This window comes from Faecalibacterium prausnitzii (assembly GCF_003287405.1).
Lineage (GTDB): Bacteria > Bacillota > Clostridia > Oscillospirales > Ruminococcaceae > Faecalibacterium > Faecalibacterium intestinale.
The window spans coordinates 261,568-279,777 of sequence record NZ_PRLD01000002.1 but is presented as its reverse complement, the minus strand read 5'-3'; the positions used below and the strand labels follow the sequence as shown (position 1 = coordinate 279,777).

15 protein-coding genes are annotated in these 18,210 nt (G+C 60.8%); 2 read left to right on the top strand and 13 right to left on the bottom strand.

All coding sequences use genetic code 11. The features are described 5' to 3' along the window. Positions 1–147: 147 nt before the first annotated feature. The 10 genes from C4N24_RS03610 to C4N24_RS03565 all read right to left on the bottom strand — a co-directional run bounded on the left by C4N24_RS03610 (position 148) and on the right by C4N24_RS03565 (position 13,370). Positions 148–945 carry a hypothetical protein gene (locus C4N24_RS03610; protein ID WP_112090368.1) on the bottom strand — a complete coding sequence of 266 codons (798 nt, stop codon included), beginning with the start codon at positions 943–945 and terminating at the stop codon, positions 148–150. Positions 946–1,018: 73 nt separating this feature from the next. Further along, complete coding sequence (locus C4N24_RS03605; RefSeq protein WP_112090350.1) at positions 1,019–2,074, bottom strand: hypothetical protein; 1,056 nt, start codon at positions 2,072–2,074, stop codon at positions 1,019–1,021. A gap of 27 nt (positions 2,075–2,101) precedes the next feature. Then, on the bottom strand, positions 2,102–4,246 hold the full coding sequence (gene ftsH, locus C4N24_RS03600) for an ATP-dependent zinc metalloprotease FtsH (RefSeq protein ID WP_112090349.1): 2,145 nt from the start codon (positions 4,244–4,246) through the stop codon (positions 2,102–2,104). A gap of 30 nt (positions 4,247–4,276) precedes the next feature. Beyond that, the gene (gene hpt, locus C4N24_RS03595) at positions 4,277–4,825 is read right to left on the bottom strand and encodes a hypoxanthine phosphoribosyltransferase (protein WP_112090348.1); all 549 of its coding nucleotides are present in this window, start codon (positions 4,823–4,825) and stop codon (positions 4,277–4,279) included. Then, positions 4,809–6,245, bottom strand: a complete 1,437-nt coding sequence (gene tilS, locus C4N24_RS03590) for a tRNA lysidine(34) synthetase TilS (RefSeq protein ID WP_112090347.1) — start codon at positions 6,243–6,245, stop codon at positions 4,809–4,811. Before tilS ends, hpt begins: the two co-directional genes overlap by 17 nt. Beyond that, on the bottom strand, positions 6,245–7,645 hold the full coding sequence (gene dnaB / locus C4N24_RS03585) for a replicative DNA helicase (protein WP_015537881.1): 1,401 nt from the start codon (positions 7,643–7,645) through the stop codon (positions 6,245–6,247). Before dnaB ends, tilS begins: the two co-directional genes overlap by 1 nt. An 86-nt stretch (positions 7,646–7,731) precedes the next feature. Next, positions 7,732–8,187 (bottom strand): 50S ribosomal protein L9, encoded by a 456-nt coding sequence (rplI, locus tag C4N24_RS03580; protein WP_112090346.1) that lies wholly within the window; start codon positions 8,185–8,187, stop codon positions 7,732–7,734. Between the two features lie 200 nt (positions 8,188–8,387). Beyond that, the gene (gene glf, locus C4N24_RS03575; protein ID WP_112090345.1) at positions 8,388–9,491 is read right to left on the bottom strand and encodes a UDP-galactopyranose mutase; all 1,104 of its coding nucleotides are present in this window, start codon (positions 9,489–9,491) and stop codon (positions 8,388–8,390) included. A 3-nt stretch (positions 9,492–9,494) separates the two neighbouring features. Then, positions 9,495–11,492, bottom strand: coding sequence for a DHH family phosphoesterase (locus C4N24_RS03570; RefSeq protein WP_242983175.1), 1,998 nt, complete (start codon positions 11,490–11,492; stop codon positions 9,495–9,497). 48 nt (positions 11,493–11,540) lie between these two features. Further along, positions 11,541–13,370, bottom strand: a complete 1,830-nt coding sequence (locus tag C4N24_RS03565) for a ribonuclease J (RefSeq protein ID WP_112090343.1) — start codon at positions 13,368–13,370, stop codon at positions 11,541–11,543. A 403-nt stretch (positions 13,371–13,773) separates the two neighbouring features. Here C4N24_RS03565 and rnhA point away from each other — a divergent pair, with 403 nt between their 5' ends. Both rnhA and C4N24_RS03555 read left to right on the top strand, forming a co-directional pair. Further along, on the top strand, positions 13,774–14,238 hold the full coding sequence (rnhA, locus tag C4N24_RS03560) for a ribonuclease HI (protein WP_015537876.1): 465 nt from the start codon (positions 13,774–13,776) through the stop codon (positions 14,236–14,238). Then, positions 14,235–14,777 carry an ATP-binding protein gene (locus C4N24_RS03555; protein ID WP_112090342.1) on the top strand — a complete coding sequence of 181 codons (543 nt, stop codon included), beginning with the start codon at positions 14,235–14,237 and terminating at the stop codon, positions 14,775–14,777. Before rnhA ends, C4N24_RS03555 begins: the two co-directional genes overlap by 4 nt. Before the next feature lie 68 nt (positions 14,778–14,845). Here C4N24_RS03555 and mgsA read toward each other — a convergent pair whose 3' ends face one another. The 3 genes from mgsA to mreD form a co-directional block, all read right to left on the bottom strand. Then, positions 14,846–15,250, bottom strand: a complete 405-nt coding sequence (gene mgsA, locus C4N24_RS03550; protein ID WP_005923510.1) for a methylglyoxal synthase — start codon at positions 15,248–15,250, stop codon at positions 14,846–14,848. A 157-nt stretch (positions 15,251–15,407) separates the two neighbouring features. After that, positions 15,408–17,645 carry a peptidoglycan D,D-transpeptidase FtsI family protein gene (locus C4N24_RS03545; RefSeq protein WP_112090341.1) on the bottom strand — a complete coding sequence of 746 codons (2,238 nt, stop codon included), beginning with the start codon at positions 17,643–17,645 and terminating at the stop codon, positions 15,408–15,410. Positions 17,646–17,664: 19 nt separating this feature from the next. After that, the gene (gene mreD / locus C4N24_RS03540) at positions 17,665–18,198 is read right to left on the bottom strand and encodes a rod shape-determining protein MreD (RefSeq protein WP_112090340.1); all 534 of its coding nucleotides are present in this window, start codon (positions 18,196–18,198) and stop codon (positions 17,665–17,667) included. Positions 18,199–18,210: the final 12 nt, after the last annotated feature.

The window sequence follows — 18,210 nt, the reverse complement described above, 5'->3', positions numbered from 1 at the left end:
TGCTTATTATAAATCCGTTTCACATTTCCCGCAAGAGGTGCAATGACCGTTTTTCTGCGGGACAGTCTGCTGTTTTTTTTGGTTGTTTTGTACAGCACAAACGTTTTTGCTTTCCAATTTACCGCCAGAATCGCAAAAACATTGCAATTACACAAGTCCCATGCTGATGGCGCGTGCGATAAGTCCCAGCACCAGCGCCGCCAGAATAATGCCCAGCGCCACCCTGCTCTCGCCGCCGGTCTGCTGCTTTTTGCTGCGGGATGCCGTGCTGCGGCTCTGTTTTGTACCGGTGCTGCGGCTGCGGGCAGAGGTATTCTGCCGCCCGGCGGTACTTTTGGCGCTGCGGGTTTGCTGGGTATCGCGGGGCTTGCTGCGTGCGGCAGCCTTCCCCTGCTGTGCGTTCTGCGGGCTGCTCTGGCGCGCTTTAAGGGGTTTGCCCTCGCTGCATCGGCTCAGGTAGTCCTCGGCTTCGCGGTAATACTGCGCCAGCTCATTTTCTTTAAAGGCGGTACCGGCGTAGCCCTCCTCCAGCGCCTCGATGGCTTCATTAAACAGCAGCGCCGCCTGTGCGCCGTCCGCTGCAACCGCCGCGTGGGCAGCTTCGTTGCGGGCGGTGCGGATGGCGTTGCAGGCATGGCGTGCGGCAGAGGGGTGTGCCGTGTTGCCCAGCAGATCCAGCGGGCGGGCGGCATCGGTCTCCGGGTCCAGCAGCACCCGCATACACAGGGTGGTGTCCAGCTGCTGCCAGCTGGTCTTACCGGTAAGGTCCGGCATACGGTCGTAGTAATCAGGGCTTTCCTGCTTGCGGGCGACAATATGCTCCAGCAGTGCATCCAGACTGTGTGCCCCGGGCTTGCGCTCCCAGTGCCAGCGCAGCAGGCGGCGGCTGATCTCATCGCAGGCGGTCTTGATCTCAAAAGCCACCTGTAAAGCTTGTTCCGGCATGGTATTTCCTTTCTGTGCAATGCACACAAAAGGCGGAGAAGGCACGCTGCCCCCTCCGCCGGGATAGTTTATTTTACAGCACGAACTGGTAGTACACAAAGCCGCACAGCGCAATGGCTGCACACAGGATGGCCGTAATGGGCGGCACCCAGCGGATCAGCGCTTCTGCCACGCTGTCCCGGCTGTCCTCGTACTCCTCGTCCTCTTCCACAGGCGCAGGCTGACGCACCGGAGCCGGAGCCGGACGGCGGGCGGCGGCGGGCATCACGCGGGTGCCCTCGTCTGCCACAGCAGCGCCGGAATACGGTGCGCGGGCGGGGGCATCCAGCACCCGGGTAGGCTCCGAGATGGGCTGGACGGGGGCTGCCTTCGGCTGGTAAGCCGTTGCGCCCATGACCCGGGTGGGCTCCTCTGCGGGCGCTGCCGGGGCGGCAGGAGCTGTACCCACGATGCGGGTAGGCTCCTCCACCGCAGCAGACGCTGCGGGAGCCGCCGGGGCGCTGAGGGGCATTTCCATCTCGTCTGCCGGGGCGGCGGGCTGCAGCAGGGTGTTCAGCGCGTTCTGCAGCAGAATGCGGTCACAGCCGCACTCCGAGCAGTAAACGGTATCCTCCTCGGTGGGGTGGAAGGCACCGCAGGCGCAGTACCAGCCGTTCTCGAACACCTGCGGCTGATACTTGAGCCCGGTGCGGTTCATGCGGGCTTCCAGCGCCTTTTGCAGCTCCGGGGCCAGACGGCGGGGCGCAGGCAGACGCACACGCTTGATGCCGTCCAGATGCACCACACGCTTGCCGTTGTACACATTGCACAGCGAAACATCCACGCTGGTGATTGCCTTTGCCGTGATGAACACGGCATCGTCCTGTCCGAACAGCTCGCCGGGCTTTACCTGAAGATCCCGGTACTCGAACTTGTCCTCGCACAGGATCACACCGTCCACGCCCTTGCACTTGAAGTGGATCTCCAGTGCGGTCAGGGTCACGCGGGAAATATTCTTGAAGGTCAGGCAGACAGCGTGCTCGCCGCTGACATCCCCTTTGAGCAGTTCCACGCAGACGAACTGCACCGGACTGCCGGGGGTATAGTAATTTGCACGGGTCTGGGCGACCGGGTTAAAATTTTCCTCCACGATGCTCGCTCCTTTCCTAAAAAAAGCTTAGTCCTGCTGCTCCGGGGCATCCGGCTGCGGCACTTCCGGCTGGGCAGGCTCGGCCTGCTCGGCGGGTTCGGCGCGCTCAGCGGTCTGGGCAGGCTCTGCGGGCTGCACCGGGGCAGGCTGCACGGTCTGGTCGGGCTGTGCCTGCTCGGGCTTTGCGTCCTCGCAGGGGGGCAGGGTGCCGCCGGCCATAATGGTGTTGAACTGCTCCTCGTTGAGCTTTTCGCGCTCCATCAGAGCCTTTGCCAGCGCATGGAGCTGGTCGATGTGCTCGGTCAGGGTGCGGCGGCAGGTCTCGTAAGCCTCGTCGATGATATCACGGGTCTCGCTGTCGATCTCGGCAGCGGTGGTCTCGCTGTAACCCTTGCCCTGACCCAAGTCGCGGCCAAGGAAGGTCTCCTCCTGCGAGGTGCCGTAGACCACGGGGCCCAGACGCTCGGAGAAGCCGTAGCGGGTGATCATCTGGCGGGCGATGTTGGTGGCCTGCTGCAGGTCGTTGGAAGCACCGGTGGAGATGTCCTCCAAGATCAGCTGCTCGGCCACGCGGCCACCCAAGCTGGACACGATGTCCTCAAACATTTCACCCTTGGTCACATAGCTGCGATCCTTCTCGGGCAGATACATGGTGTAGCCGCCGGCCTGACCGCGCGGGATGATGGTGATCTCGTGCACGCGGGGATGGTGCTTGCAGTAGAAGCCTGCCACAGCGTGACCGGCCTCGTGGTAGGCGGTGAGCTTTTTCTCCTCCGGGGTGACCACGCGGCTCTTCTTCTCGGGGCCAGCCATCACCTTCATGGAAGCTTCCTCGATGTCCTCCATGGTAATGGCCTTGCGGTTGCGGCGGGCTGCCAGCAGCGCGGCCTCGTTGACAAGGTTCTCAAGGTCTGCACCGGCAAAACCGGCGGTGCGCTGGGCAATGACCTTCAGGGAGACGTCCGGTGCAAGGGGCTTGTTGCGGGTGTGCACCTTCAGGATCTCTTCGCGTCCCTTGACATCTGGCAGACCCACATAGACCTGACGGTCAAAGCGACCGGGGCGCAGCAGCGCCTTATCCAGAATGTCGGCACGGTTGGTAGCGGCCATGACGATGATGCCGTCGTTGGCTTCAAAGCCGTCCATCTCCACCAGCAGCTGGTTCAGGGTCTGCTCGCGCTCATCGTGACCGCCGCCCAGACCTGCGCCGCGCTGGCGACCCACAGCATCGATCTCATCAATAAAGATGATGCAGGGCATGGTCTTTTTGGCCTTGTCGAACAAATCGCGCACGCGGGATGCACCCACGCCGACGTACATCTCCACAAAGTCAGAGCCGGAGATGGAATAGAAGGGCACCCCGGCCTCGCCTGCACAGGCGCGCGCCAGCAGGGTCTTACCGGTACCCGGAGGGCCTACCAGCAGCACGCCGTGAGGGATGCGGGCACCCAGCGTATTGAACTTATCCGGGCTCTTGAGGAACTCCACAACTTCCTTGAGTTCCTCTTTTTCCTCGTCCTCACCGGCCACATCGGCAAAGGTAGCAGTCTTTTTGTTCTCGTGCTCGTCCTTCACCTTGGCCTTGCCTACGTTCATGATGCCGCCGCCACCGGCACCGCCGCGCATCATGGAGAACAGCAGGAAACCTGTGCAGCCCAGCATAGCCAGATAGAACAAAATCTCCATCCAGGGGATGGTCTCCTTGGCGGGCACATAGTCGTACACCATGGGTGCATCGGGGTTGGCTGCATCGTATTGGGCGATGTAGTCCGACACATGATCCACGAACATCCGGGCGTAGGGCAGCTTATAGCTGACCGTCTCGGTGCCGTCATCGTTCTTCTTTACCCCGGTGGGGGCAGAGGAAGAGGAGGACAGCAGGCCGGAAAGCAGCCCGCCCGTGGACTGGGTGGTGCTCTGCTCGGCAGCGTTGGGCAGCTCCTGTGCGCCCTCCTTCAGGGTCATGGTGATCACGCCGGTATTCAGATCCAGCGAGAATTTGGTGACCTGATTGCTCTCAAAATAGTGTACCACCGTGGAATATGCCATAGAGGAGCCGCTGGCGCTGCCGCCAGTGCCGCCCAGCACCGACCACACCATCAGCACGGCTGCCAGCACAATGGCGATCACCAGCGGATTGAAACGGGGTTTCTTCGGTTGCAAAAAAATCAACTCCAGTTCTGGATTTTTATAATGGACAGGTTACTTCGTGTAGACCTCGGGCTTCAGCACGCCGACATAGGGCAGGTTGCGGTATTTTTCATCGTAGTCCAGACCGTAGCCCACCACGAACTCGTCCGGCACCTGAAAACCCTCGTAATCCGGCTGGATGTCGGCCTTGCGGCGGCTGGGCTTATCAAGGATGGTGCAGATCTTAACGGAGTTCGGGTTGCGCATCTTGAGCATGGGCACAAGGTTGGACAGGGTGACGCCGGTGTCCAGAATGTCCTCCACGATCAGCACGTCCTTGCCAGACAGATCACCGTCCAGATCTTTGATGATCTTGACCAGACCGCTGGTGATGGTGTTGCTGCCGCCGTAGCTAGAGACCACCATAAAGTCGATATTGCAGGGAATGCTCACAGCCCGCATCAGGTCGGCCATAAAGACCACCGAGCCCTTGAGGATGGACACCAGCACCAGATTTTTACCGGCATAATCCCGGCTGATCTGAGCGCCCAGCTCTGCCACCTTGGCCTTCAGCTGCTCTTCGCTGACCAGAACGGTCTTGATATCATCGTGCATACTCATTTGTTTTTTCCTCCTGTGTTTCGATCTCTGCATCCAAGTGCAGGATCCATCTGCTTTCCGTGTCCGGTGCAAGGCCATCGGCAAAGCCTTCTCCACACACCCATAAAATTTCGCTTCCGCTGGCAAGCAGCGGCAGCGTATCCCGCAGTTCGTTCGGGACACCGGCCTCGTTCATCCACTTACGCAGCGGCTTGCTCAAGCCCCGCCCCGCAGGCCGGAAGCGGTCTCCCGGCTGTCGGGCACGCAGAACAAGACTAGTGTACAACGTAGTTATTCTAGCATAATCCGCCCGATTTTTTAAGTCTTTTTTATGAACGACTTGTATTTTTTCTTCAAAATCGGCTTTTAACAGCTCTGCTTTCCCTTTCCATCCCCCGCGCAGCCGGAATTCCGGCTGTTTTTCGGGTAAAAAGGGCAGCTGCGGCGGCAGGTTCTCCGGCTGTCCGGGCAGCGCCTGCAGCAGCGTTTCCTGCCGCAGACAGCCGTTCCCGGCGCAAAAGCGTACCTGTCCGGTCAGCTGTACTGCGCCGCTGCCCTGCCGCACCACGGCACACAGCAGCTGCACATATTTTTCCTCTGCGTCCCGCACCGGAGCCACAAGGCTGTGCAGCGCAGTTTCCAGCAGCAGCGGGTCTGCCGCCTGCAAAAGCGCCAGCTGCCACGCTGGTTCTGCGCCGGGCAGGCGTGCCGCCGCCAGAAGCTTTGCAGCCCCGGCGGCAAGGTAGGCATCTGCCCGCGCGGCCTTTTCACAGAACCGTGCCAGATTCTGCACCGCTGCCGCGTTGGTGCTTTCCAGCGCGGGCAGGGCGCTGTGGCGCAGCCGGTTGCGGGCGTAGGCATCGGTGTCGTTGGTCTCGTCGGTGACCCACGGCTGCCCCGCCGCCCGGCAGACGGCCTCGGTCTCGGCGCGGCTCAGGCAGAGCAGCGGACGCAGGTAGCATCCGCGCCTTGGCCGGATGCCGCCCGCCCCGTGCAGCCCGGTGCCGCGCGCCAGCCGCAGCAGCAGCGTTTCCGCCTGATCATTTGCAGTATGGGCCGTGGCGATGGCATCTATCCCCTGCCCTTGCAGCTGCACAAAGGCCGTGTAGCGCAGACGGCGCGCCCAGTCCTCCCCGGCGTGCGCCGGGGGCAGTGCCAGCTCTGCGGCATGGAACACCCGCAGCGGCACACCCAAGCGGGCGCATTCAGCCCGCACAAAGGCTTCGTCCCGGTCGGCGCTCTGCCCGCGCAGACCGTGATTCACATGGCAGGCAGAGAGCGTATAGCCGAACCTCGGCTGCAGCTGCCGCAGCAAAAGCAGCAGCGCCATGCTGTCTGCCCCGCCGGAGACCGCCGCCGCCAGCTGCAGCGGTGTGCCGGGCTGCAAAAGCCCCTCCCGGGTGCAGAAATCCTCCACCCGGGCAAGAATCGCGGTATCCATCAGCGCTTGAAGTCCACATCCATAAAGCGGGTGTGGGCACCATCCCAGCCCAGCGGCACGGTGCTGGTCTCGCCGTGACGGTTCTTTGCCACGATACACTCGGCGGTATCGGCATCCACCTCGGCACCGTCCGGGTTCTGGCTGGCGTAGTAGGAATCGCGGTACAAAAACAGAACGCAGTCTGCGTCCTGCTCGATGGAACCGGAGTCGCGCAGGTCAGAAAGCTGCGGGCGGTGGCTGGAGTTGTTGCCCTGCTTTTCCACCGCACGGGACAGCTGGCTCAGCGCGATGATGGGCACGTTCAGTTCCTTTGCCATGATCTTCAGGTTTCGGGTGATGGAGCTGATCTCCTGCACGCGGTTCTCGCTGCGCTGGCCGGTGGTCATCAGCTGTAAATAGTCGATGACGATCAGGCCCACATTGGGGCGGGCAGGGTCCTGATTCACCCGGCGGATCTTGGCCTTCATCTCGGTGATGGTAATGCCGGAGGTATCATCCATATAGATCGGTGCATCGTGCAGTTTTTCAGTCGCCAGCGCCAGGTACTCCCAGTCCTCGGCACGCAGCGCACCGGTACGGAAGGCCTGACTGTCGATACCGGCCTCCGACGAGAGGATACGGTTCGTCAGCTGCTCCTTGGTCATTTCCAAACTGAAGATAGCCACCGGCACCTTCTGCTGCATGGCCACGCGGGTGGCGATGTTCAGCGCAAAGCTGGTCTTGCCCATACCGGGACGGGCTGCCAGAATGACCAGATCGCCGCGGCCAAGGCCGGTAAGCACGGTGTCCAGCAGACGGAAGCCGGTGGGGATGCCCTTGTACTTGTCCGCATCCGGGCCGCTGATCTTTTGCAGGTTGGTCAGCGTTTCCACCATGCTGGACGAAAGCGGGGTCAGGGCGCTGGAATCGCGGCCGGAGCGGATCTCGTAGATGCGCTGCTCGGCGTTTTCCAGCAGAAGGTCGGCGTCCGGCTCGTCCCCGGCGTCCTGCAAGATGTCCTTGGCGACACCCATCAGCTGACGCACCAGATATTTTTCCTGCACGATCTGGGCGTAGGCCTTTACATTGGAGATGCTGGGCACTGTTTCTGCCAGACCGGTCAGGTAGATCTTAGCTTCGTCTGCACTGGGGAACACACCATCGGACACCACCGCATCCAGCAGGGTGACAAAATCGATGGTCTGGTCGTTGGTGAACAGGCGCAGCATCTCCGTCCAGATCTGGGCGTTCTGCCGGGTGTAGAACATTTCCGGCTTGATGATCTCCACCAGATCGGTCAAAGTGTCTGGCTTGAGCAGCACCGCGCCCAGCACGCTCTGCTCCGCCTGCATATTGTAGGGCAGGTTGATGCCCACGCTCTCCAGATTCAGTTCATTGGAATAACGTCGTTCGTTCGGCATAGTAGTTTGTCCTTATCCAAAATCCAAAGCATCCTGTAAAGCCAAAAAGCGCCCCCTGCTGTGAGGGGGCGCAAACGGCACACAGATCAGGCCTGTTCCACTTCCACCTGGATCTTGAAGGAAGCCACGACGCCAACGTACAGACGGACCTTGCCGTTGAACACGCCGGCATCCTTGATGTCCTTGGTCTCCAGCTCGATCTTCTTTTTGTCGATGGGTGCACCTGCCAGTGCAGCCAGTGTCTCGGCAACTTCCTTGCCGGTCACCTTGCCGTGCAGACGGCCGGATGCGCCGCCCTTGGCCTTGATGGTCACGGTCTTGCCTTCGATCTTGGCAGCCAGAGCCTTGGCAGCTGCCACATTCTCGGCTTCGTGGAAATCGGCTGCGGCCTCCTTGCCGCGCGCCATGTTCACAGCGCTGGCATCCGCCACAGCGGCCAGCTTGCGCGGGAACAGGTAGTTGCGGGCGTAGCCGTCGGAGACCTCGTGGATCTCGTCCTTCTTGCCGATGCCCTTGATATCCTGCTTCAGAATCACTTTCATGATAGTATCCCTCACTTCTCACCGGAAAACCGGTGCAGTCTTATGGTAATAGTATAGCGCATTTGTCGTTTTTGGGCAAGAGGAAGCGGGGCAGCATTTCAAATGTCCTCCGCTGCACCCCTACTCCCTCAGTCGTCTGCGGCGACAGCTCCCCCAAGGGGACGCCTTTTTGCGGCAGCAAACCGGAGCATTTATGCTCCTTATGCCAGTTCCTTTGCGGCCACGTCCAGCGCTACCTCGATGACCTTATCCATATCGTAGTACTTGTACTCGCCCAGACGACCGCCGAAGATCACACCCGGCTCGGCATCGGCCAGCGCCTTGTACTGCGCATACAGGGCACCGTTCTTCTCGTCGTTGACGGGATAGTAGGGCTCGTCGCCTTTTTTCCACTCGGCGCTGTACTCCCGACTGATGACGGTCTTGGGCTGGGTGCCGAACTCGAAGTGTTTGTGCTCGATGATGCGGGTATAGGGGGTCTCGGCATCGGTGTAGTTGACCACCGCGTTGCCTTGATAGTTGTCGGTGTCCAGCACCTCGGTCTCAAAGCGGACGCTGCGGTACTGCAGCGCACCCAGACGGTAGCCGAAGTAGGCGTCCACCGGGCCGGTGTAGACCACCTTCTCAGCCAGTGCGTCCAGCGCAGCCTTGTCGGCCAGATAATCCACGTTCAGGCGCACCTCGGTATCAGCCAGCATCTTTCCCACCATGGCGGTATATCCGCCATTGGGGATGCCCTGATACAGGGCGTTGAAGTAGTTGTCGTCGTAGGTAAAGCGCACCGGCAGGCGCTTGATGATAAAGGCAGGCAGCTCGGTGCAGGGGCGTCCCCACTGCTTGCCGGTGTATCCCTTGATGAGCTTTTCGTAGATATCGGTGCCCACAAGGCTGATGGCCTGCTCTTCGAGGTTCTGCGGGTCGGTGATGCCTGCAGCGGCCTTCTGCTCTTCGATCTTGGCCTTGGCTTCGGCAGGGGTCACAACACCCCACATCTTGTTGAAGGTGTTCATGTTGAAGGGCAGATTGTAGATCTGGCCATGGTAGTTGGCAACCGGGCTGTTGGTGTAGCGGTTGAACTCTGCAAACTGGTTCACATACTGCCACACGGCCTTATTGTTGGTGTGGAAGATATGCGCACCGTAGCGGTGCACATTGATGCCCTCCACGGCTTCGGTGTAGATGTTGCCCGCGATATGGTCGCGCTTATCAACGACCAGACACTTTTTGCCTGCCTTTTTGGCCTCGTGGGCAAACACGGCGCCGAACAGACCGGCACCAACGATAAGATAATCATACTGTTTCATGTTTTATTCCCCTTTTGCCGGTCGTGCTTCCGGCGTAGTCTTTTTCTGGGAGAGATAATATTGGTCGATGGCGTCCTGAATACGGCTGCGTGCCGCCTGCGGGGTGATATGCTTCAGCTGCGCTGCTGCCATGGTCTGATGACCGCCGCCGCCCAGCGACTCCATGATCACCTGCACATTCACGGCACCCATGCTGCGGGCAGAGACGTTGACCCCGTTGCCCACCTGCACCGCCACAAAGCTGGCGTCCACGCCCTGAATGCGCAGCAGATCGTTGGCGGCCTGCGCAATGGCGACCCGGGCTTCCGGGGCCACCTCGCCGCCAATGGAGATGGCACAGTTTTTGTACATCTGCGCCTTTTCCACCAGATCGGCCTTGGCGTTGTACTCCACCATGGTCACATCGAACAACCTGCGCACCCGCTCGGTCTCTGCGCCGTAGCGGCGCAGAGCAGCAGCAGCTTCAAAGGTGCGCACACCGGTGTGCAGGGTAAAGTCCTGCGTATCCAGCAGGATGCCGGCAAGCAGACCTTCGGCTTCCACGCGGTTGGGCTTGTCGTCCCGCTCGCCCACATACTGCAACAGCTCGGTGACCAGTTCGCTGGCCGAGGAGGAATAGGGCTCGTGACAGACCAGCGCCGGGTTTTCGATGTAGCCCACGCCCTTGCGGTGGTGGTCGATGACAGCCACCTTACCGCATTTTTCCAGAATGTCCTTGCTTTCCACAAGACCCACCTGATATGTATCCACCACGATGCACAGGGTGCGCTTGGAGATGATGGGCAGGGCGTCCTTGGGGTCGATGAAGTCATCCTTCTGCCCCGCCTTGCACAGTGCATCGATCAGGCTGGCAGCCAGTGTAGCGTCCCGCCGGACGGCGATGACCGCCGGCACATCGCAGATCTTACAAATGCGCAGCACGCCCTCGGCTGCGCCGATGGCATCCAGATCGCTCATGCGGTGACCCATGATGACTACATGGTCGGCTTCCTTGATCAACTTGACCAGCTGGTCGGCCACAAGGCGGCTGCGCACCTTGCTGCGCTTTTCCACACCATGGCTCACGCCGCCGTAGAAGGTAAAGCCATCCAGCGTCATCTCAGCGGCCTGATCGCCGCCGCGTCCCTGCGCCATATCCAACGCGTGCTCGGCCATGTCCTGCGCTTCCCGCAGGGTGCGTGCACCGCGTCCGATACCAATGGACATCGAAAGGCTCACGCCGGGGTCCAGTGCGCGGATCTTATCCAGCACATCGTAGCCGCGGTTGGCGAACTGCTCCAGCTGGCGCTCCTCCACCACTGCGATGTAGCGGCCGCCGCTGCCTACCCGGCGCAGAAAGCCGCTGCCGCGCCCGATCATCTCCTCCAGAATGCGGTTGACGCCCTCCAGCAGGCGGGCGCGCTCGCTGTCCATCAGATCCCCGAACACATCATCGTAGCCGTCCAGCTGAAAGGCAAGATATCCCGGACGGCTGGCCTTGTACTCTGCCTCGATGCGGCGCAGCTCGGTCTCCTCGTTCAGCACCAGCAGGGTCATGCTTTCGGCTTCGCCGGGCACGGTGGAACTGTGCACGCTCCAGTAGCCGTCGGCAAGGGTCAGCAGCTGTCCCTCACGCTTGCGGCACAGCTGCAGATCCAGCCCGGGCAGAAGCTTCTGCACCCGGCTGGCCAGCACATCCTGCCCGCCCAGCAGGCGGGTGCGGAACTGGCTGTTGTACCACAGCACCGTCTCGCCGGAGAGCAGCGCCGCAGGCTGGGAAAGGGGCTCCAGACTGAACTGCACCTTGGATTTTTCAAAGGTGGTGCCGCTTGTCCAGCGCACCACCCAGCTGCGCAGCTTGCAGCGGAACAGGGTTGCCCCTATGCCCCACAGCACCACCAGCACAGCCAGCAGCGGCCATGCCGTGGGGCGCTGCACCAGCAGCACCAGCAGCAAAAGACCGCACAGCACCGCCAGACTGGCCGTGAGCATTTCCAGTGTCCATCTTGGTTTACGTTTCATTGGTTTTTTGCCTCCTCAGACGCTGCACCGCCTTGCGGTGCGCCCGGGTCAGACCTCCATCAGGATCGGCAGGATCATCGGGCTGCGCTTGGTGCGCCGGTAGATATAACTGCTCAGCGCCTCACGCACACGGGTCTTTACGCTGTTCCAGTCCCGGACGTGCTCGTCCACACAGCGCTCCAGCGCATTTTCCACAATGCTTTGGGCACCGTCCATCAGGCTCTCGTTCTCGCGCACATACACAAAGCCCCGGCTTACCAGATCCGGCCCGGCCAGCACCTTGCCGGTCTTGCTGTCCACGGTAGCCACGATGATGACAAGGCCATCCTCAGAGAGGTGCTTGCGGTCCCGCAGCACCACATTGCCCACATCGCCCACGCCAAGGCCGTCCACCATGACGGCACCGGCGGTCACCGGCTCGCCCAGCTTCATCTCGTCCTGCGAGAGGATAACGTTGGAGCCGTTTTCTGCAATGAGGATATTGCTGGTGGGGATGCCCAGACTTGCAGCGGTGAGGGCGTGCTTTTTCAGCTGCTTATACTCGCCGTGCACGGGCAGGAAATACTTGGGTTTGGTCAGGGTGAGCATCAGCTTCTGCTCCTCCTGACAGGCGTGGCCGGAAACGTGCACATCATACATACTCTCGTAGATGACCTCTGCGCCCAGCAGCAGCAGACCGTTGACGATCTTGGTCACGCTCTTTTCGTTGCCGGGGATGGGGTTGGCAGAGATGATGATGAAGTCGCCGGGGCCCACACGCACCTGACGGTGGCTGCAGGAGGCCATACGGCTCAGCGCGCTCAGGGGCTCGCCCTGACTGCCGGTGGTCACCAGCACCACCTGCTCCGGCGGGTACTGGTTCAGCTCGTCCACGCTGATCAGAGTCCCCTCCGGGATGTGCATATAGCCCAGCTCCTGCGCCATGGCGGTGTTGTTGACCATGCTGCGGCCGCTGAAGGCCACCTTGCGGCCATCCTCCACAGCCAGATCAATGATCTGCTGCACGCGGTAGATGTTGGACGCAAAGGTCGCAATGATGATGCGCTTATTGCGGGCGCGGGCAAACAGGCTGCGCACACCGGCAGCCACCTTCTGCTCGGTGGCGGTAAAGCCCGGGCGCTCCGCGTTGGTGGAGTCGCTCAGCAAGGCCAGCACACCGCGCTGCCCGTACTCGGACAGGGTGGACAGGTCGGTCACGCCGCAGGCCAGCGGGGTGTAATCGATCTTAAAGTCGCCGGTCTGGATGATGGTACCGGCGGGGCTGTCGATGGCAAAGGCCACGGCATCCGGGATAGAGTGGTTCACATGGATGGGCTCCACAGTAAAGCAGCCCAGCTTGATCTTCTGACGGGGCACGATCTCCACAAACTTGGTCTTACCGGCAAGGCCGAACTCCTCCAGCTTGTTTTTGATCAGGCCGCAGGTCAGGCGGGTGCCGTACACCGGCAGGCTGAACTTTTGCAGCAGATAGGGAATGCTGCCAATGTGGTCCTCGTGGCCGTGGGTGATGAGCAGACCCTTGATCTTATCCTTGTTCTGCACCACAAAGGTGAAGTCCGGAATGACCATGTCCACGCCGAACATCTCGCTGTCCGGGAACACCAGACCGCAGTCCACGATGATCATATCGCCGTTGCACTCGTAGACGGTCATGTTCTTGCCGACCTCGCCCAGACCGCCCAGCGGGTAGATATGGATAGGGGTCGCTGCCTCCTTGGGCTGCTGCGCACGGCGCGGGCGGCGGTTATAGTAGGGGCGGCGGGTAGTGGGACGGGTGTGCTTTTCCCCTGCGGGAGCAGTGCCGTTTGCGGCAGCCGCCTTGGGCGCTGCCGGGGCTTTTGCACGGGGTGCGGGGTTATTTTCTTTTGTTTGAGCCATTCTTTACCTCCAGATTCAATTGCAGGTCAGGCCGCGCCCCCACCGGGGAGAGCAGCCGCACCTAGCACAGGGGAAGCACCTGAAACTGCATCGGCTTCCGGTTGATGCATCGTATAGAATTTATCGTTCAGCGTGCTTTTTGCGGCAGCGCTGTTGGTTCCGCAAGAGGTTCTTGGCCAGGTAAGTCCATCTGTTCGATGCGACCGTGGCGTTTCTGCCGGAACAGCCGGGCGCACACCTTTGGTGCACCCCTATACGCATTTTGTTACGCTAAGTATAGTATCTCGCACCGGTTTTGTCAATTCCAAGGTTTGGCAAAACTGGGCCGGCGTATACATTGGCTCTTGACATCCCGGGCAAAATAGCGCTAAATAAAGGTATTCTATTCTATAAGGAGAACCCCATGAAACAGGTAGAGGTGTACACAGACGGCGCTTGCAGCGGCAACCCCGGCCCGGGCGGCTGGGGTGCGGTGCTGCGCTACCGCTTTGACGGCAAGGTGTACGAAAAGGAACTGAGCGGCGGCGACGCCAGCACCACCAACAACCGCATGGAGCTGACGGCCTTTATCGAGGCGCTGCGCCAGCTCAAGGAGCCCTGTGAGGTGCGGCTGTGCTCTGACAGCCAGTATGTCATCAACGGGCTGGAAAAGGGCTGGGCCAAGGGCTGGAAGCGCCGGGGCTGGAAAAAAGCCGACGGCTCCCCTGCCCTGAACCCGGACTTATGGGCACAGGCGCTGGAGCAGGAAGCACGGCACAAGATCACCTACGTCTGGGTAAAAGGCCACGCAGGCCACCCGGAAAACGAACGCTGCGACCAGCTGGCCGTAGCACAAAGCAAAGCACATGGCGGGAGGCAAGGAACATGAGCGACGCATTTTTGCCCGGCAACGGGTTCGACACCTACGAAACACAGGACAAGGTGCTTGTCAGCATGGACGGCACTGTGGACTGCGGCGTTGTTGTGCGCATTTTGCAGCAGCAAGGCTTTGGCGTGGCCGGGGCTGTGGTGCAGCTGGATGCTGAGCAGAACGCTTGGGCCGCAGCCGCACGGCAGGCTGCCGAGGCTCTTGGCATCGAGTGCATCGTACTGAAGGCAGAAGCACTAGCAGACCAACCCGCCGAGGTACTGGGCAGCGGCAACGACGCCCGGTTTGCCGCCCTGCTGACCGCTGCCGACAAGCTGGGCATCCAGTATATTGCCACCGGCCACCACGCCCGGGTGGAGCTGGGCAGCGACGGCGTGCACGCCGTCTGCCCCGCTGTGGACGCCGCACTGGACGAGAGTGCCGCACTGGCAGCGCTGCCGCAGGACACCCTTGCCCGTCTGCTGCTGCCCTTGGGCGAGTTTACCTCCGCCGATGTGCAGGAGATGGCACAGGATTTTAAGGTGAACGGAACGGTCTGATCCAACCGCTTTCCACACAAAAAAGAAGCGCCGCATCTATACGATGCAGCGCTTCTTTTTTGCATACTTTAGTTCTGCGGATGCACGATATCGCGCCAGTCCAGATCTCCGCGCTCCAAACCGTGGATCAGCACCTCGGCGGTGGCGATGTTGGTGGCCATGGGGATGTTGTGCACATCGCACAGGCGCAGCAGGGTCATCTCATTCGGCTCGCTGGGCTTGGCATTGATGGGGTCGCGGAAGAACAGCAGCAGGTCGATCTCGTTGCAGGCAATGCGGGACGCGATCTGCTGGTCGCCGCCCTGCACACCGGCCAGAAAACGCTGTACCTGCAGGCCGGTGGCCTCGGAAATCAGTTTGCCGGTAGTGCCGGTCGCCACCAATTTATGCTGGCTCAGAATACGGCAGTACGCCGTGCAGAACTGAACCATCAGCTCCTTTTTGGAGTCATGCGCGATCAGGGCAATCGTCATCTGTAGATCTCTCCTCTATTGAAACATTTGTATATAAAACGCTTGATAAATTTCCTTTGTTATACATGATATCACAAACGCAACTCATTTACAACAGGTTTTTGGACACAATATTCAAATTTTCGTTCAAGTTCAGCACTTTGCACGCAGCTGCGCTTTACTGCGCAAGCATTGCATCGTTGTTTTCTTCCTCCGCTGCCGCTGCGGGAGCAGCTGTCTGCTGCGGCTCTGCGGCCGCTGCATCGGTCTGTGCATCATTCGCAGCATCCGGGGCGGTCTGGGCGGCGGTATCTGCCGCTGCGGCGTCCTCCTGCACCACGGTGCGCGGGTCTACATAGGGGTCCACCTCCAGCGTGCCATCCTTCATGGCAAAATAGGCGTTGGCGATATCCACCACCAGATCACCGGTACGGGCACCGTAGCCGCCGTACTCCACCGTAATGCCGATGGCGATCTCCGGGTCGTCTGCCGGGAGGTAGGCGATCATTATGGCGTTCAGGTAGTGCTTGCCCGAAGCGTAGGTCTCGCTGCGCTGGGGGGTGCCGGTCTTGCAGGCGATGGCAATGGGGTAGCTGGAGATCTTGCCGCTGATGGTGCTGGGCACCAGTGTCATGCCCTGCCGCACCAGCGCAAAGGTGTTGCCGTTGCCCTCGATGACATCCATCACCTCCGGCTGGGTCTCGCTGAGCACCTCGCCGGTGTTGGTATCCAGAATGGCCTTGACAAAATGGGTGCGGTAGCGCACGCCGTTGTTGGCCAGCGTGGCGGCGTAGGTAGCCAGCTGGATGGGGCTTACTACCGTGTTGCCCTGCCCGATGGCGGCCTGAATATCCAGCGATGAGGTGTAGTTTTTGTCTGTCTTTTTGGTCAGCCGTCCCACGGCCTCGTTTACCTCCACGCCGGTGCGCTGCCCAAGACCCAGCTTGTAGGCGTAGGCATCGTAGACGTCACTGGTCAGGCGGCGGCCCACATCGTAGAAGAAGATGTTGCAGCTCCACTTGATGGCAGTGACCACGTCAATGTTGCCGCTGTGGCCGTGGCGGGTGCAGCGGGGGTGGTAGTCCTTATAATAGGTGTACACGCCGGTGCAGTTGACGGTGGAGTACTGGTTGATCAGGCCGCTGTCCAGCGCTGCCACCGCCACCGCAGGCTTAAAGGTGGAGCCGGGGGTGTACAGGCCCTGCAGCGCCCGGTTGAACAGGGGCAGGCTGGGGTCGGCGCTGTACTCGGAATAGTTGGTGGCGTACAGATTCTGGTCAAAGCTGGGGTAGTTTGCAGCCGCCAGCACGCTGCCGTCCTTTACGTCCAGCACCACCGCAGCGCCGGCGGCAGCTTTCATATCGCCGGTGTTGTACACCCGGTTGATCATGTCGATATTGTTGGCAAGGGCCTTGTCCACCGCCCGCTGAAAGTCGCTGTTGATGGTCAGCTGCACGGTATGCCCCGGCTCCGGCACGGTGGTGATCTTGGTGTCCACGATCACGCCGTCCGAATTGCGGGTGATGGTTTCCACGCCGTCCTTGCCGCGCAGCTCGTCCTCGTACATGGACTCAAGGCCGGAGATGCCGATCACATCGTTCATGTTATAGCCTTTTTCCTTGAGCGGATAGGTCACCTGACCATTTTCGTCGGTCACCTTCCACTTTTCGGCGGTGATCTTGCCCACACGCCCCAGCACGGCGGGGAGGATATCTCCCTGCTCATAGCTGCGGGTGCTGGTCTCCACGATCTCCACACCCGGCAGCGTGAGAGAGTGCTCCTTGATGGTAGCCACCGTCACCTGACTGACGTTTTCCGCCATGACAAAGTTGTTCACGTTGGAAAAGGCCTGCCGGTCCATCTCGTAATGGATGCCCGCCAGCACCCGCTGCCACGGCAGGGAGAAGCTTTCCAGATGGTTTTTCTCCACCAGCATCTCCATCACATCGTTGGCGGTGGCGTACTGCTGCAAGCCCAGCGTCTCCTTCATGTCCGCCAGCGTTTTCTGGTCGCTGGTGCTGTCGGCGCTGTCCGTAAAGGTATAGTTCCCGGCGGCATCCGGCTCGCTGATGAGCAGGGTGTCCAGCCATTTTTCATCGTTCTTGCGCAAAAGTTCCACGATCTGCTGCAGCATGGTGTCCAGATCCTGATCCCCCATCTGCAGCTTGTTCAGCACCACATTATAGCCGGTGCTGGTGGTGGCAATGCGCTTGCCGGTGCTGTCCACGATATTGCCGCGCGCGGCGGTGACCGTGAACTTATAATCCGTGGTGTTGGTGGCTTTTGCCTTGAAGCTATCCCCGTTGACCAGCTGCAAAAAGATCAGCCGGAAGGTGTACAGCCCCATGATGATGCAGGCCACTGCGATGAGCAGCAGCATCCGCTGCACCACGACCTTGCGTTCATTTTCGTTCATCTGGTTCTCCTTTTACGGGTTAGACCACGCCGTTGTCGATCCTGAACCCGTCATGGATGCGCTGCACCAGCCAGAAGGCCAGCAGCGCCGCCGGGAGGGTCAGCACTGCACTGGGCAGTACAAAGGCAATGTACCGCAGCGCAGCGCCGGCATAGCCCGGCATATAATAGAAAAACAGCCAGTCCAGCGAGAGCACCAGCAGCGCCGTCATAGTATTTACGGCGGCAAAGTTGCCGGGGTTCACCTGCAGATACAGCTGCACCAGCACCGATACCCCAAAGCAGAGCAGCAGCAGTTCCAGCGCCAGCATACCCACCGTGCGCCCGGCGGCGTAGTCCCACAAAAGGCCGCCCACCGTGCCCAGCAGCGCCCCGGCGAACTCCCCTTCAAATACTGCCACCGCCAGACACAGCGGCAGCACCAGCAGCGGCTTTGCCTGCCCCAACTGAAAAAGCCCGGGCGTGGTCTGCAACGCGGCGCACACAAACAGCGCCAGCACATAGCAGCCCCACTTCAGCAGCTGGCTACGGCTGCGCTTGCGGCGAGATTCCATAGCAGTGTGCCC